The sequence below is a fragment of the Ottowia sp. SB7-C50 genome (genome assembly GCF_033110285.1).
In the GTDB taxonomy this organism is placed as follows: Bacteria; Pseudomonadota; Gammaproteobacteria; order Burkholderiales; family Burkholderiaceae_C; genus Ottowia.
Window position 1 is genome coordinate 1,562,029 of sequence record NZ_CP136995.1, and the last position, 14,771, is coordinate 1,576,799.

The window sequence follows — 14,771 nt, forward strand, 5'->3', positions numbered from 1 at the left end:
CTGTTCAGTCGACCACGATGCCCTGCGTCACGCTGGCCCACATGGTGCGCTCCTTGGCGGCGCGGTCGGCCAGTTTTTGCGGACTGCCCGTCCACTCGTCGTAGCCCAATTCCTTGAAGCGTTTCTTCAGCTCTGGCTGCTCGAGCGCCGAATTCACTGCCTTGTTGAGCCGCGCCACCAGTTCGGTTGGCATGCCCTTGGGGCCATAGATGCCGTACCAGCCCCCGACGTCGAAGCCATTGAGGCCTTCGATGCCGGATTCCGCGAAGGTGGGGACGTCGGGCAGCGACGCATTTCGCTGAGGCGATGTGACGGCGATGGCGCGCACCTTGCCCGCCTGGATGTAGGCGCTGGCTGTGCTGATGATGTCCAGCATCATGTTCAGCTGCCCGCCGATCACGTCGGTCATGGCCGGGGCGTTGCCCTTGTAGGGAATGTGGTTCATCTCGATGCCGCTGCGGCGCGCGAACAGCAGAGCCCCCCAGGTGGTTGGAGCCGCCCACGCCCGCCGACCCATACGCCAGCTTGCCGGGTTGGGCCTTGGCGCGGGCCACCAGTTCCTGCGTGGTGCGATAGGGCTCGTTGTTGTTCACCACCAGCACGTTGTAGTAGCTGAGGATGGGCGCCACGGGCGTGAGGTCGCGTGCCGGGTCGAACGGCATCTTGCTCATCACGTTGGGGCTGATGGTGATGGTGGGGCTGGCGGCAAACCACAGCGTGAGGCCGTCGGGCTTGGCCCGCGCGACCTCATTGCCGGCCAGCGTGGCGTTGGCGCCGGTCTTGTTTTCCACGACGACGGAACTGCCAAGCTCCTTGGCCAGGGCAGGGGCGAACAGTCGCGCACCCTGGTCGACTGGCCCGCCCGCGGAATAGCCCACGAGCAGGCGGACGGTCGGCACGCCCTGTGCGGCTGCGGGCTGCGCGACGAGCCCCGTGGCGATCAAGGCCATGGCCCATAGGGTATGGCGGCGGTACCTTTGCATGACGCTCTCCTTCACATTCAATGGGGGAAATGCCAGCGCCAGCGACCGGCGCGCTTGCCAAGCGTAGGCCCAGCCTCTCATGCGGGGAATTTGCATTTGCCTAAGCCCGGGTTTCTGCCTAGGAACAGGACTGACCGGATTCTCGACTGTCAGACGGGGTCCCACGAGAAGACGTCGGCCGATCGATCCATGGGCACGAAGGACGCGCTGAGCGCCGGGATCCCGTGTTCGGCCAGCGACGCGGGTGTCCAGCCTTCGCTGCGGTGCACCGATCGCAGCGGGCGCGGCTGGCTCATGAGGAAGATCTCGTTGTTGCGCACCGCGAAAACTTGGCCATTGACCTCGCGCGCCGCGTCCGACAGCAGGTACACCGCCAGCGGCGCAATCTTGTTCGGTGTCATCTGCTGGATCTTGGCGACACGCGCCTGCTGCTCGGGCGTGTCGGTGGGAATCGACCCGATCATGCGGCTCCAGGCGAAGGGTGCGATGCAGTTGGACCGCACCTGGAACTTCTGCATGTCGAGCGCAATGCTCTTGGACAGGGCCACCAGCCCCAGCTTGGCAGCGCTGTAGTTGGCCTGGCCAAAGTTGCCGATCAGGCCGGACGTGGACGTCATGTGCACGAAGGCACCGCTTTCCTGCTCCTTGAAATGGTTGGCGGCCGCGCGGCTGACGTAGTAGCTGCCATACAGATGCACCTTGACCACCGCATCCCATTCATCCTGGCTCATCTTGTGGAAGAAGCGGTCGCGCAGGATGCCGGCGTTGTTGACCACCCCATCGATGCGGCCAAAATGATCCAGCGCGCATTGCACGATGCGCGCTGCGCTGGCGGCGTCGGCCACGCTGTCGGTATTGGCGGCCGCCTGGCCGCCCGCCGCGCGAATTTCGTCAACCACCTGACTGGCCGGGCCGCTGTCCGTGCCCTCGCCGGTGGTGGAAGTGCCGATGTCGTTGACCATCACCCGGGCGCCTTCGGCGGCCAGCGCCAAAGCCATGTCGCGCCCGATGCCCCCGCCAGCGCCGGTGACCACGATCACCTTGTCCTGCAACATCTTGTCTGCCATGTTTGTCTTTCTTGAGTCTCCATGAGGAGCGTCGGGCAAGGATGGCAGGAAAGCCTTGACTGCGCCATTTGCCGTTGCAAAGGGCCGGCTTCGGCTACCGAAAACACGCCCTTCAAACCCCATGAAGGGATGCTTCCACAAAGGCGGATTGCGCGGCGGGCGTTCTGGTACGAGCATAGGGGGCATGCCAGCTTGCCTGCGTGTCGTCGGACTTCGAGGACGCGGCGCCAGCCGGCCAGTTCGTCTGCTGCAATAGGTATAGCTAGAAAGGCTTGCAGTGCAAGCGCTGGAGGCACGAAACCCTGAGATTCACCGAGATGATCGAACAAACCCAAAGCAACAACTACCCCGAGATCCGCGATGCCGTCCGCGACTTGTGCAAGGCGTTTCCGGACGAATACTTTCGCCAGGTGGACGAGCAGCGTGCTTATCCCGAGGCGTTCGTCGACGCGTTGACGCAGGCGGGCTGGATGGCGGCGCTGATTCCGCATGAATATGGCGGCTCGGGCCTGGGGCTGACCGAGGCGAGCGTGATCATGGAGGAGATCAACCGCTGCGGCGGCAATTCCGGTGCGTGCCATGGCCAGATGTACAACATGGGCACGCTGCTGCGCCACGGCTCGCCGGCGCAGAAGGAAAAGTACCTGCCCCGGATCGCGTCGGGCGAATGGCGCCTGCAATCCATGGGCGTGACCGAGCCGACCACCGGCACCGACACCACCAGGATCAAGACCAGCGCGGTCAAGAAGGACGGGCGCTACGTGGTCAACGGTCAGAAGGTGTGGATCAGCCGCGTGCAGCACAGCGACTGGATGATCCTGCTGGCGCGCACCACGCCGCTGGCCGAGGTGACAAGGAAGAGCGAGGGCATGTCGATCTTCATGGTGGACCTGCACGAGGCGCAGCAGAAGGGCCTGACGGTGCGCCCGATCCCCAACATGGTCAACCACGAGACCAACGAGCTGTTCTTCGAGAACCTGGAAATCCCCGAAGAAAACCTGATCGGCGAGGAGGGCAAGGGCTTCAAGTACATCCTGGATGGCCTGAACGCCGAGCGCACGCTGATCGCCGCCGAATGCATCGGTGACGGCTACTGGTTCATCGACCGCGTCACCGCCTACGTGAAGGACCGGCAGGTGTTCGGCCGCCCCATTGGCCAGAACCAGGGCGTGCAGTTTCCCATCGCCGACGCCTTCATCGAAGTCGAGGCCGCCAACCTGATGCGCTGGAAGGCGTGTGAGCTGTTTGACGCGCACCAGCCCATGGGCGCGCAGGCCAACATGGCCAAGTACCTGGCGGCCAAGGCCAGCTGGGAAGCCGCCAATGCCTGCCTGCAGTTTCATGGCGGCTTCGGCTTTGCGTGCGAATACGACGTCGAGCGCAAGTTCCGCGAGACGCGGCTGTACCAGGTGGCGCCGATTTCCACCAACCTCATCTACTCGTACGTGGCCGAACATGTTCTTGGGCTGCCCCGCTCGTTCTGACGCATGAACCCCCACACCCTCCGGCCGCTGGACGGCATCACCGTCGTTTCACTCGAACACGCGGTCGCCGCGCCGTTCTGCACGCGCCAGCTGGCGGACTTGGGCGCGCGCGTCATCAAGGTGGAGCGCCCCGGCGGTGGCGACTTTGCGCGCGGCTACGACCAGCGTGTGAAGGGCCAGTCCTCGCATTTCACCTGGATCAACCGCAGCAAGGAAAGCCTGGCGCTGGACGTGAAGCAGCCCCGCGCCAAGGCGGCCCTGATGCAATTGCTGCAGACCGCCGACGTACTGGTGCAGAACCTGGCGCCCGGCGCGGCGGCGCGCATGGGGCTGTCTTACGAGGCGCTCAAGCCGCACAACCCGCGCCTGATCGTGTGCGACATCTCCGGCTATGGCGCCGACGGGCCTTACCGCGACAAGAAGGCCTACGACCTGCTGATCCAGAGCGAGGCGGGCTTCCTGTCCGTCACCGGCACGCCGGAGACACCTTCCAAGTCCGGCATTTCGGTGGCCGACATCGCCGCCGGCATGTACGCCTACAGCAACGTCCTGTCAGCGCTGCTGCTGCGCGGGCGCACGGGCGAGGGCAGCCACATCGACGTGTCGATGCTGGAGGCCATGGGCGAGTGGATGGGCTACCCGATGTACTACGCCTTCGACGGCGCGCCACCGCCGCCCCGCACCGGCGCTTCGCACGCCAGCATCTACCCGTATGGGCCGTTTCAGGCCGGCGATGGCGGCACGGTGATGCTGGGCCTGCAGAACGAGCGCGAGTGGAAGACGTTTTGCGACGCCGTGCTGCAGCGCCCCGACGTTGCCAGCGACCCGCGCTTTGAAAACAACGCCCAGCGCAACCTCAACCGCGCGGCGCTGCAGGCCCTGATCCTGACGGTGTTTGCAGAACTCACGACGGCGCAACTGGTCGACCGGCTGGAGCAGGCGGGCATTGCCAACGCCCGCGTCAACGACATGGCCGGGCTGTGGGCGCACCCGCAGCTGGCGGCGCGCCAGCGTTGGCGCAGCGTCGGCACGCCGGCCGGTGACGTGCCCGCGCTGCTGCCGCCGGGTGCCAGCAGCGCCTTCGACTACCGCATGGACCCGGTGCCCGCCGTGGGCCAGCACACGGCCGCCATCCTGGCTGAGCTGGGCTGGAGCGCGGCGGACATCGATGCGCTGCAGTCGGCTGCGGCAGGTTGATATAAAAATCGTAGCAACAAACGCTTGTTCCACCAGCGGCGGAGGCCATCTTGAAGCAGGATATCCAAGTCACCATCCACCCCCTGGCCCAGTTTGCCGCCACGCTGCAATGGGCCGACGTGCCCGATGCGGTGCAGCGGCGCGCCGAAGACCTGTGGGTCGACTGGTTCGGCTCGGTGCTGGCGGGTTGCCGTGCGCGCCCCGTGGCCAGCCTGACGCGTTTTGCGCTGTCGCAGGGGCCGGCCGATGGGCCGAGCGAAGTCATCGCGCACGAAGCGGGCAGCTCGCCCATGATGGCCGCGCTGGCCAACGCCGCGGCCTCGCACGTGGCCGAGCAGGACGACGTGCACAACGGATCGGTGTTTCACCCGGCGGCCGTGGTGTTTGCGCCCGCGCTGGCGGTGGCGCAGGCGATTCGCGCCAGCGGTGCGCAGTTCATGGCGGCCTGCGTGGCGGGGTACGAAGTCGGCATCCGCGTGGGCGAATTCCTGGGTCGCAGCCACTACAAGATCTTTCACACCACGGCGACGGCGGGCACGCTGGCGGCCGCAGCGGCGGTGGGGCGGCTGCTGCAGCTGTCGCCCGCGCAGATGCAGCACGCCTTTGGCTCGGCGGGCACGCAGTCGGCGGGGCTGTGGGAGTTTTTGCGCACCGGCGCCGACAGCAAGCAACTGCACACGGCCCACGCCGCGGCGGCGGGGCTCATGGCGGCCTACCTGGCGCGCGACGGCTTCACCGGCGCGCAGGACATCTTCACCGGCCCGCAGGGCCTGGCGGCGGGCATGAGCCAGGACGCCGACCCGGCGCGGCTGACCGACGGCCTTGGCACGCGCTGGGCGACGGCCGAAACCAGCTTCAAGTGGCACGCCTCGTGCCGCCACACCCACCCGGCGGCCGATGCGCTGCTGCAGGTGATGCGCGCGCACCAGCTGCAGCCGGCCGACATTGCGCAGGTGACCTGCCACGTGCACCAGGGCGCCATCGACGTGCTGGGGCCGGTGGTGTCGCCCGTCACCGTGCACCAGAGCAAGTTCTCGATGGGCACCGTGCTGGCGCTGGCGGCACGGTTTGGACATGCGGGTTTGACCGAATTCGACGCCGAGTACCTGTCGCCCGACACTGTGGCCATGTGTCAGAACGTGCGCATGGAACTGGACGCCGAGGTGGACGCCGCCTATCCGCAGCGCTGGATCGGTAAGGTCACCGTGCAGACGCGCGACGGGCGCCGGCTGCAGGGTCGGGTCGACGAACCCAAGGGTGACCCCGGCAACACGCTGTCGCGCGACGAGATCACCGCCAAGGCCCTGCGCCTGGCGGCGTACGGCGGCGCGGTCGGCGCTGCCCAGGCCGAAGCCGCCGTCCAGCGCCTGTGGCACGTGCCCGAATGGCCGGTGGTGACGCGGCTGCTGGCCTGACATTGCCGTTTACCCAACCTCTTTTTCACCGCACACCCGTCACCAGGAGACACCATGACATTCCCCCGCGACCGCAAGCTGTGCCCCCGCATTCGACCTGCCCTGACCTTGACCGCCGGCGCGTGCGCCCTGGCCCTGGCCGGCAGCGCCCTGGCCGCCACCTGGCCCGAGAAGCCCGTGACCCTGGTCGTGCCCTACAGCGCGGGCGGCCCGACCGACGTGGTGGCGCGCATGCTGGCCGTGCCCATGGGCCAGTCGCTGGGGCAGACGGTGGTGGTCGAAAACACCGTGGGCGCGGGCGGCACGATCGCCCCGCAGCGCGTGGCCAAGTCCAAGAACGACGGCTACACCATCCTCATCCACCACATGGGCATGGCGACCGCGCCGGCGCTGTACAAGAAACTGCCGTACGACCCGCTGAAAGACTTCGAATACATCGGCCAGGTGCTCGACGTGCCCATGACGCTGCTGTCGCGCAAGGACTTCCCGGCCAACACCTTCCCCGAGTTGCTGGACTACGTGAAGAAGAACCAGGACAAGGTGTCGCTGGCCAACGCGGGCGTGGGGGCGGTGTCGCAGCTGTGCGGCATGCTGTTCATGCACCAGGTCGGCGTGAAGCTGACCACGGTGCCGTACAAGGGCGCCGGCCCCGCCATGAACGACCTGATGGGCGGGCAGGTCGACCTGCTGTGCGACCAGACCACCCAGACCGCGCCCGTCATTCAGGACGGCAAGCGCGTCAAGGTGTTCGGCGTCACCACGCCGCAGCGCCTGTCGTCCATGCCCGCCATCCCCACGCTGGACGAGCAGGGCCTCAAGGGCTTCGACGTCAAGGTGTGGCATGGCATGTACGCCCCCAAGGGCACGCCCAAGGACGTGATCGACAAGATCAACAAGGCGCTGAATGTGGCGATCAAGGACGAGACGGTGCGCAAGCGCATCACCGAGCTGAGCTCCGACCTGGTCACCGCCGACAAGGCGACGCCCGAAAGCCTGCGCAAGCACCTGACGGCTGAAGTGGCGCGCTGGGACAAGGTGATCAAGGCGGCCGGCGTCACGGCGGAATAACTTCTCTTCTCCCTCTCCCTCTGGGAGAGGGCAGGGGTGAGGGCCAGCGGCGCCCCAAGTCGTCGAACTTCTATCAGGCTGGCGGCCATGGCCGAGGGTGACGGCTTGACTGCTCAACCCAGCCCGCCGCCGATACCGGCGCTCCGCACTCTCTCAAAGCACCCGGTTGAACCACCACATCGACAACCCCGCCGCCAGCAGTGCCAGCAGCGCGCCGGCCAAGGCGAGCAGGGCGGAGACTTCGGTTTCCTTCTTCTCCAGCGTCAGCCGGCTCGACAGGTTCTGGTACACCTTGTTCAGGTCTTGCGCGGTGCCGGCGTAGTAATACTCGGCGGCGGTCTTGTGGGCGATGGCCTTGAGCGTTTCTTCGTCCAGCCGCACGCGCATTGACCAGCCTTCAAAGCCGATGGTCTCGCCGTCCACCGTGCCGATGCCCACCGTGTAGATCTTGACGCCGCGGTCGGCGGCCATCTTGGCGGCTTCCAGCGGGTCGACGCCGGTGGTGCGCTGGCCGTCGGTCAGCATGATGACGGCGGCCGAGGTGTACGAGCCCGGCGGCACGGGAATGAACTCATTCTGCTTGGGCGGCGCCTGGTCCAGCGACCGCCCCATGCCACCGCGCATGCGGTCGCTGCTGAGCTGCTGCAGCTCGATGCCGGCGTTGGGAAACAGCGTCGCCAGCGAGATGACGATGGCGTTGCCCGTGGCCGTGGCGCGCTGCAACTGAAAGCGGTCGATGGCGGTGACCAGATCCTCGCGGTTGACGGTGGGCAACTGCGCCACCTGGGCCGATCCGGCGAAGGCCACGATGCCGACCTTGACGTCGCGCGGCAGCTCTTTCAGGAACGTCTTGGCCGCGGCCTGCGCGGCCTCCAGCCGGGTGGGCTGCACGTCGGTGGCGCGCATGCTGCCCGACACGTCCATCGCCAGGATGATGGTCTGCTGGTTGGACGGCAGGGCCACCACCGCCACCGGCCGCGCGCTGGCCAGCAGCAGCGCCCCCAGCGCCAGCAGCATCAGCAGCGGCGGCACGTGGCGGCGCCAGTCGGGGCCCTTGCCCAGCGCCTGCCGCACCACCGACAGGCTGGCGTAGCGCACTGCCAGCTTGCGGCGGCGCCGCTGCAGCCACACGTACAGCAGCACCAGCAGGGGCAGCAGCAGCAGCAGCCACAGAAACTGCGGCCACAGAAAGGCCGGTCGCGGGATCGCCGCAGGCCAGTGAAGGAAGGCGGGCCAGGTCGCGTTCATGGGTGGTTGGGCGTCCCATTGTCGCGCGATCGACCCGCCTTGCGAAGGTGCGCGGGCAGCCCGCCGCCAGTGGCCAGCCGCGCGCGCTGCTTGCGCAGGTCGGCAAAGCGCAGCACGGCCTGCGCTAGGTCGTCTTGGGTGGACAGCTCCAGCGTGTCGACGCCGGCGCGCGCCAGCGCCTGGCGGCATTCGGCTTCGCGTTGCGCGGCCAGGGCGGCAAAGCGCCGGCGAAACCCCGCGTCGTGCGTGTCCACCAGCAGTTGCTCGCCCGTTTCGGCATCGCGCAGCGTCAGCAGGCCCAGGTCGGGCAGCTCGCGTTCCAGCGGGTCGGTCAGGCGCACGGCGACGACGTCGTGGCGCAACGCCAGCTGGCCCAGCGGCTTTTCCCAGCCGGGCTCGCTGATGAAATCAGACACCACGAAAATCGTCGAACGGCGACGGATGGCGTTGGCGCCGGCGGCCAGCAATTCAGACAGTTTTGTCCCGCCAGCGCTTGTCTGCACTGCGCGAGCAGCTATTTTATTGGTAGCATCGGCCGGCCTGACGCGCTGCATGGCCGCCAGCAGGTGCAGGACGTGCCGGCGGCTGGCGCGGGCCGGGATCATCTTTTCGACCCCCGCGCCGTACAGCAGCGCACCCACGCGGTTGCCATGCCGGGTGAGCAGGCGCGCCAGCAGCGCCACGAATTCGGTTGAAATCTGCCGCTTGAGCGTCTCGCCCGACCCGAAATCGACCGACGGGCTCAGATCGAGCAGAAACCACGCCGTCATCTCCCGGTCTTCGGTGTACACACGCACGTGCGGCGACTGCATGCGCGCGGTCACGTTCCAGTCGATGTGGCGCACGTCGTCGTGCATCTGGTATTCGCGCAGGTCGGCCAGGTCGAGACCGCCGCCGCGCATCAGCGTCCGCCAGTCGCCCATCAACTGGCCGTCCAGCCGCCGCAGCACCGTCCATTCAAGCCGGCGCAGCAGGGCTTCGGCGCCGGCAGGTTCGGCCGCGGCCTCGCGCGGCGCATTCGGCACCGCGTGGGGCAGCGGGGCCTGGTTTCGGCGCAGCCAGCGGATCATGGGGCGGTGCGTGGCGGGGCCGTCATGCGGCGATCCTGTCGTGCGCCAGCGGCTTGGGCGGCGGGGGCACCTGGGCCATGACGCGCAGCACGATCTGCTTGGCGCTCATGCCTTCGGACAGCGCCTCGTACGACAGCACCAGCCGGTGGCGCAGCACGTCGGGCACCAGGTCGCTCATGTCTTCGGGCAGGGCATAGGTGCGCCCGCGCATCATGGCCAGCGCCCTGGCGCCTTCGATCAGGCCGATGGTGGCGCGCGGGCTGGCGCCAAAGGTGATCATGGGCGCCAGATCGCCCAGGCCCGCCGCCGTCGGCTCGCGCGTGGCCGACACCAGCTTGACGGCGTACTGCACCAGCGACGGGTCGACGTAGACCTGTCGGCACTGGCGCTGCAGCGCGGCCAGCTGGTCCATGCTGGCGACCGGGTTGACGTCGATGCGCGGGCCGGTCACGCGCTGGGCGATGACGAACTCTTCCTCGTCGCTGGGGTAGCCCACGACCACCTTCATCATAAAGCGGTCGACCTGCGCTTCGGGCAGCGGGTAGGTGCCTTCGGTTTCGATGGGGTTCTGCGTGGCCATGACCAGAAAGGGCTCGGGCACGAAGTGCGTCTGCCCGGCAATGGTGACCTGGCGCTCCTGCATCACCTCCAGCAGCGCGCTCTGCACCTTGGCGGGGGCGCGGTTGATCTCGTCGGCCAGCAGCAGGTGGGTGAACACGGGCCCGAGCGCGGTGCTGAAGTCGCCATCGCGCTGGTTGTAGATGCGCGTGCCGATCAGGTCGGCCGGCACCAGGTCGGGCGTGAACTGGATGCGCTTGAACTGGCCCTGCAGCACGCCGGCCAGCGTCTTGACGGTCAGCGTCTTGGCCAGACCGGGCACGCCTTCGACCAGCAGATGGCCGCCGGCCAGCAGGGCGACCATCACGCGCTCCAGAAAGCGGTCCTGCCCGACCACCACGCGCTTGACCTCGTAGAGGATCCGCTCCATCAGTTCGGCGGTGGCGGTGTCTTGCGTAAAGCGGTTGTCGGTCATGTGCTCGAACTCCAAAAATCAGAAGGCCGCGGAGCAGGCCACGCCAGTGAACGCCATCGCCGGACCTGGGCCGGCGGCTGGCGTTGCCCCCCTCCCGCAGGAGAGCGGGGAAGGCGCGTCAGCGACTCAGGCGGGTGCATCCTAAAACGGTGGCTGTCCGGCCGCGCTGGCGGCGTTCTCGATCGGCACCGCGAAGCCGATGCCCAGGAAGGTGCGCGCCGGCGTGGGGTTGAGGATGGCCGTGACGATGCCGACCACATGGCCGTCCATCGTCACCAGCGGGCCGCCCGAATTGCCGGGGTTGGCGGCGGCGTCGAACTGGATCAGGTTGCTCATCACCTGGCCGCCCTCGGGCGACTTGAAGCCGCGCTTGAGTCCCGACACCACGCCCGCCGACACCGACGGCCCGATGCCGAACGGGTAGCCGATGGCCACCACTTCGTCGCCCGGTGCCAGATCGGCGGTGGAACGCATGGTGGCGGCCTGCAGGTCGTCCGGGATCTTCTGCGCGCGCAGCACCGCCAGGTCGTTCTCGGGCTGCACGTTGACGATGGCGGCGGGCGATTCCAGCCCGTCGGCAAAGGTGACCGAGATGCTTTCGGCCCCTTGCACCACGTGCAGGTTGGTCAGGATGGTGCCGTTGTCGATGATGACCACGCCGGTGCCGACGCCGCGCCCCATTTCGGCATGGCCTCGCCGGTCCTTCTTGCCGGCCAGCACGCCTTCGACGCGCACCAGCGCCGGTGCCACGGTGGCGGCCGCGCGCGCCGCCTGCGACGGCAGTACCTTGTGGGTCAGCGTGTGCATCACGGCGGCGTGGATGTCGTCCTGGGTCAGCTTGCGCTGTGCCGTGGTGCGCCAGGGCGTGTTTGGCAAGGCCAGGGCCAGTGCCAGCGCGGCGATGGCGGCCCAGGTCAGGGCAGGGTGGCGAAGGGCGGTTGCAACGCGTGCCAGGCGTTGGCTGGGGCGCTTTGCCACCGGCTCGGCCGCGGCCGGCGCCGGCTCGGCGTCTGCCGCAGCCAGGTCGTGTCGCGACTCGGCGGCGGGCGGAAGAGAACGGCTGTAGAGCGGGGTTCGACGCATGCGGTCACCTTTCGACATCGGTGCGACGGCAACAGGCACACGGTAGCACGGTTCGCGCGGCCGCGCGCGTGAGGGCCACGGCCCATCGATGATTGGGGCATGATGGTGACGATGGCCCGCTGGATCGACACCCATTGCCACCTGGACGCGTCAGAGTTCGCGTCGGACATCGCGGCCGTGCGTGACCGCGCGACCGGCGCGGGCGTGAACCTGTGCGTCATTCCGGCGGTCGAAGCCGCTGCGTTTGACGGCGCCCGTGCGCTGGCGCACCGCTTGGGCGACGCGTATGCGCTGGGCATTCACCCGCTGTACGTGGCGCGTGCGGGCGATGACGATCTGGCGCGGCTGGACGCGGCCCTGCACGCCCACGCGGGCGACCCGCGGCTGGTGGCGGTGGGTGAGATCGGGCTGGACTACTTCGAGCCCGATCTCACCGAGTCGCCGCTGCGCGAGCGGCAGGAGCGCTTCTTTCGCGAACAGCTGAAGCTGGCGCGCCGCCACCAGCTGCCCGTCGTCCTGCACGTGCGGCGGTCGGTCGACCAGGTGCTGAAGGGACTGCGCGACATCGGCGTGAGCGGCGGCATCGCGCATGCCTTCAACGGCAGTCGGCAGCAGGCCGATGCGTTCCTGGCCATGGGCTTCAAGCTGGGGTTTGGCGGCGCCGCCACATACGAACGCGCCACGCGCCTGCGCGCGCTGGCGCAGACGTTGCCAAGCCACGCTGTGGTGATGGAAACCGATTCACCCGACATTCCGCCGCACTGGCTGTACGCCACCGCCGAGCAGCGCGCCGCCGGCCAGCCGCAGGGCCGCAACGAGCCGGCCGAATTGCCGCGCATCGCTGCCGAGGTGGCGCAACTGCGCGGCGTATCCGTGGACGCATGGGCCGCGGCGACCACCGCCAACGCGCTGGCCGCCTTGCCCCGCCTGCACGGGCTTTGGGCGCCAGCCGGCGGCGACTGACGCCGTGGTGGCTTACTCGGCCTTGTAGCCCGATGCCTTGATCGGCGCTTCCCAGCGCTTGAGGTGCGCCGCCTGCGTGGCGGCCAGATCGGCACCGCCGGCGTGGTTGGGCACCAGCCCGAAGCCGCGGATCTTGTCCTGCACGGCGGGGTCCTTCAGCGCGTCGGACACGGCGCGGTCGATGCGCGCCACGGTGTCAGGCGACATGCCGTGCGGCCCGTACAGGCCGAAGAAGGCGTCGGCCGCCATGTCAATGCCTTGCTCCTTGAGCGTGGGCACTTCGGGCAGCGCCTTGGACCGCTGCTCGCCCGTGACGGCTACCACGCGCACCTTGCCCGCCTTGTGGTGTTCCAGCGTTTCCGACGCGGTGTCGACCATCAGCGGAATCTGTCCGCCGATCAGGTCCTGCGCGGCGGGGGCGCCGCCGCGGTAGGGCACGTGCGTCAGCGGAACACCGGTGGCCTGCGACAGCAGCAGTCCGGCGAAATGCGGCACCGTGCCAGCGCCCGACGTGCCGTAGTTGGCCTTGCCGGGGTTGGCCTTCATCCATGCCAGCACGGACTTCAGGTCGCCCTGCGGCGCGCCCGGCCCCGCGGTGACGGCGAAGTCAAAGGTCACCACGCGCGAGATCGGCGTGAAGTCCTTCACCGGGTCGTAGCCGATGTTGTTGTAGAGCCATGGCGCAATCACCAGGCCGCCGCTGGGCGTCAGCACCAGCGTCTGGCCGTCGGGCGCGGCGCGCTTGAGCTCGCCCATCACCAGGCGCCCGGCCGCGCCGGGCTTGTTTTCGACGATGACGTTCTGGCCCAGCGACACGCGCATCTTGTCGGCCAGCATGCGCGCGATCACGTCGACCGACCCGCCGGGTGGAAAGCCGACCCACAGCCGGGTGGTCTTGTCCTGGGCCAGCGCGGGCAGCGCAACCAGCGTGCCGGCCAGGGCCAGCGCGGCGAACGAACGACGTTTCATGAAGTCTCCTTGGGATGATCCATTAGCATCCTACCGAACCGCGTGCACCGATCCATCCGGGCACACCCTCAACGACCGCCGGTTGAACGGCGGATACAGGAGCTTGCCGACATGACCGTGATTGATGTCCACACCCACGCGTTCACCCACCCGTGGCTGGAACTGCTCAAGGCCAAGGCCGGCATCTACAACCTGAAGATTCGTCCCGACGGGCAGCCGGAAATATTCCGCGGCGACACGCCGGTGGTGATTCCGCAGAAAGGCCATTTCGACTGGAAGCTGCGCATCCAGCACATGGACCAGGCGGGCATCGACGTGTCGGTGGTGTCGCTGACCTGTCCCAACGTCTACTGGGGCGGCGAAGCGGTGAGCGTGCAGGCCGCGCGCGAGGCCAACGACAACTTTGCCGAAGCGCAGCGCGACTACCCCGACCGCATCCGCTGGTTCGCGTCGCTGCCGTGGGAATACCCACAGCGCGCCGTCGAAGAACTGGAGCGCAGTTGCGCCCTGGGCGCCGCAGGCGTCATGGTGCTGGCCAACGTGGCCGGCCGCAGCCTGACGGACCCCATGTTCAGCCCCATCTGGCAGGCCATCGACGCCCGCGCGCTGCCCGTGCTGGTCCACCCGACCGATCCGCCCGGCGTGGACGCCATGGACATGACCAAGTTCGACCTCAGCTGGTCGGTGGGATTCATGTTCGACACCACGCTGGCCATCACCCGCATGATCTTCGAGGGTTTCTTTGACCAGTACCCGAACCTGAAGGTCATCGCCTCGCACGGCGGCGGCACCCTGCCGTATCTGGTGGGCCGGTTCGAGAAAGGCGACCAGGTTGAGTTGCCGCAACGCCGCCAGATGAAGCGCAAGCCCACCGACTACCTGCGCCACATCCATTACGACAGCATCACCTACAACCTGGGTGCGTTGAGGTACCTGATCTCGGTGGTTGGAGAAGAACAGGTCATGCTCGGCACCGACTGGCCGCACTGGGTGCACGACACCCCGGGCGCCTTCGCCAACACCGCGCAGCTGCCCCCGTCACAGATGCGCGCCCTGCGGGGCTCCAACGCGCAGCGATTGTTCGGGTTGTAGATCGCACTGCCAGCGCCGTAGCCAGCGTTGCTCAGATGCCGGGTCGCCGTGTGGATGCGTGGCGGCCGGCGACGAAGCCGGCTTGACCCATGACACCAT

12 protein-coding genes and 1 pseudogene are annotated in these 14,771 nt (G+C 68.0%); 6 read left to right on the forward strand and 7 right to left on the reverse strand.

Annotation, left to right across the window (positions count from 1 at the left end; all coding sequences use genetic code 11):
* Positions 1–4: 4 nt before the first annotated feature.
* Positions 5–983: pseudogene (locus R0D99_RS07450) on the reverse strand (Bug family tripartite tricarboxylate transporter substrate binding protein).
* A 149-nt stretch (positions 984–1,132) separates the two neighbouring features.
* Complete coding sequence (locus R0D99_RS07455; RefSeq protein WP_317750763.1) at positions 1,133–2,050, reverse strand: SDR family NAD(P)-dependent oxidoreductase; 918 nt, start codon at positions 2,048–2,050, stop codon at positions 1,133–1,135.
* Positions 2,051–2,367: 317 nt separating this feature from the next.
* Between R0D99_RS07455 and R0D99_RS07460 the strand changes: the two genes are divergently transcribed.
* The 4 genes from R0D99_RS07460 to R0D99_RS07475 are packed head-to-tail and all read left to right on the forward strand — an operon-like array spanning position 2,368 to position 7,214.
* Entirely contained in the window at positions 2,368–3,534 is a 1,167-nt protein-coding gene (locus R0D99_RS07460) for an acyl-CoA dehydrogenase family protein (RefSeq protein WP_317750764.1), read from the forward strand.
* A 3-nt stretch (positions 3,535–3,537) separates the two neighbouring features.
* Positions 3,538–4,731 (forward strand): CaiB/BaiF CoA-transferase family protein, encoded by a 1,194-nt coding sequence (locus R0D99_RS07465; RefSeq protein WP_317750765.1) that lies wholly within the window; start codon positions 3,538–3,540, stop codon positions 4,729–4,731.
* A gap of 50 nt (positions 4,732–4,781) precedes the next feature.
* Positions 4,782–6,146: an MmgE/PrpD family protein gene (locus R0D99_RS07470; protein ID WP_317750766.1), complete on the forward strand. Its 1,365-nt coding sequence runs from the start codon at positions 4,782–4,784 to the stop codon at positions 6,144–6,146.
* 54 nt (positions 6,147–6,200) lie between these two features.
* Complete coding sequence (locus R0D99_RS07475) at positions 6,201–7,214, forward strand: tripartite tricarboxylate transporter substrate binding protein BugD (protein ID WP_317750767.1); 1,014 nt, start codon at positions 6,201–6,203, stop codon at positions 7,212–7,214.
* A 153-nt stretch (positions 7,215–7,367) separates the two neighbouring features.
* Here the strand turns inward: R0D99_RS07475 and R0D99_RS07480 are convergent, their stop codons facing one another.
* The 4 genes from R0D99_RS07480 to R0D99_RS07495 form a co-directional block, all read right to left on the reverse strand.
* Positions 7,368–8,462 carry a VWA domain-containing protein gene (locus R0D99_RS07480; RefSeq protein WP_317750768.1) on the reverse strand — a complete coding sequence of 365 codons (1,095 nt, stop codon included), beginning with the start codon at positions 8,460–8,462 and terminating at the stop codon, positions 7,368–7,370.
* Positions 8,459–9,532, reverse strand: coding sequence for a DUF58 domain-containing protein (locus tag R0D99_RS07485; protein WP_317750769.1), 1,074 nt, complete (start codon positions 9,530–9,532; stop codon positions 8,459–8,461). Before R0D99_RS07485 ends, R0D99_RS07480 begins: the two co-directional genes overlap by 4 nt.
* A 22-nt stretch (positions 9,533–9,554) precedes the next feature.
* Positions 9,555–10,565: a MoxR family ATPase gene (locus R0D99_RS07490; protein WP_317750770.1), complete on the reverse strand. Its 1,011-nt coding sequence runs from the start codon at positions 10,563–10,565 to the stop codon at positions 9,555–9,557.
* A gap of 141 nt (positions 10,566–10,706) precedes the next feature.
* Positions 10,707–11,648 (reverse strand): S1C family serine protease, encoded by a 942-nt coding sequence (locus R0D99_RS07495; RefSeq protein WP_317750771.1) that lies wholly within the window; start codon positions 11,646–11,648, stop codon positions 10,707–10,709.
* A gap of 111 nt (positions 11,649–11,759) precedes the next feature.
* On the opposite strand from R0D99_RS07495, the gene R0D99_RS07500 reads away from it, so the two are divergent.
* Positions 11,760–12,611 carry a TatD family hydrolase gene (locus tag R0D99_RS07500; RefSeq protein ID WP_317751036.1) on the forward strand — a complete coding sequence of 284 codons (852 nt, stop codon included), beginning with the start codon at positions 11,760–11,762 and terminating at the stop codon, positions 12,609–12,611.
* A 12-nt stretch (positions 12,612–12,623) separates the two neighbouring features.
* Here R0D99_RS07500 and R0D99_RS07505 read toward each other — a convergent pair whose 3' ends face one another.
* Positions 12,624–13,580, reverse strand: coding sequence for a Bug family tripartite tricarboxylate transporter substrate binding protein (locus R0D99_RS07505; protein WP_317750772.1), 957 nt, complete (start codon positions 13,578–13,580; stop codon positions 12,624–12,626).
* Positions 13,581–13,691: 111 nt separating this feature from the next.
* Here R0D99_RS07505 and R0D99_RS07510 point away from each other — a divergent pair, with 111 nt between their 5' ends.
* The gene (locus tag R0D99_RS07510) at positions 13,692–14,672 is read left to right on the forward strand and encodes an amidohydrolase family protein (RefSeq protein ID WP_317750773.1); all 981 of its coding nucleotides are present in this window, start codon (positions 13,692–13,694) and stop codon (positions 14,670–14,672) included.
* Positions 14,673–14,771 lie beyond the last annotated feature (99 nt).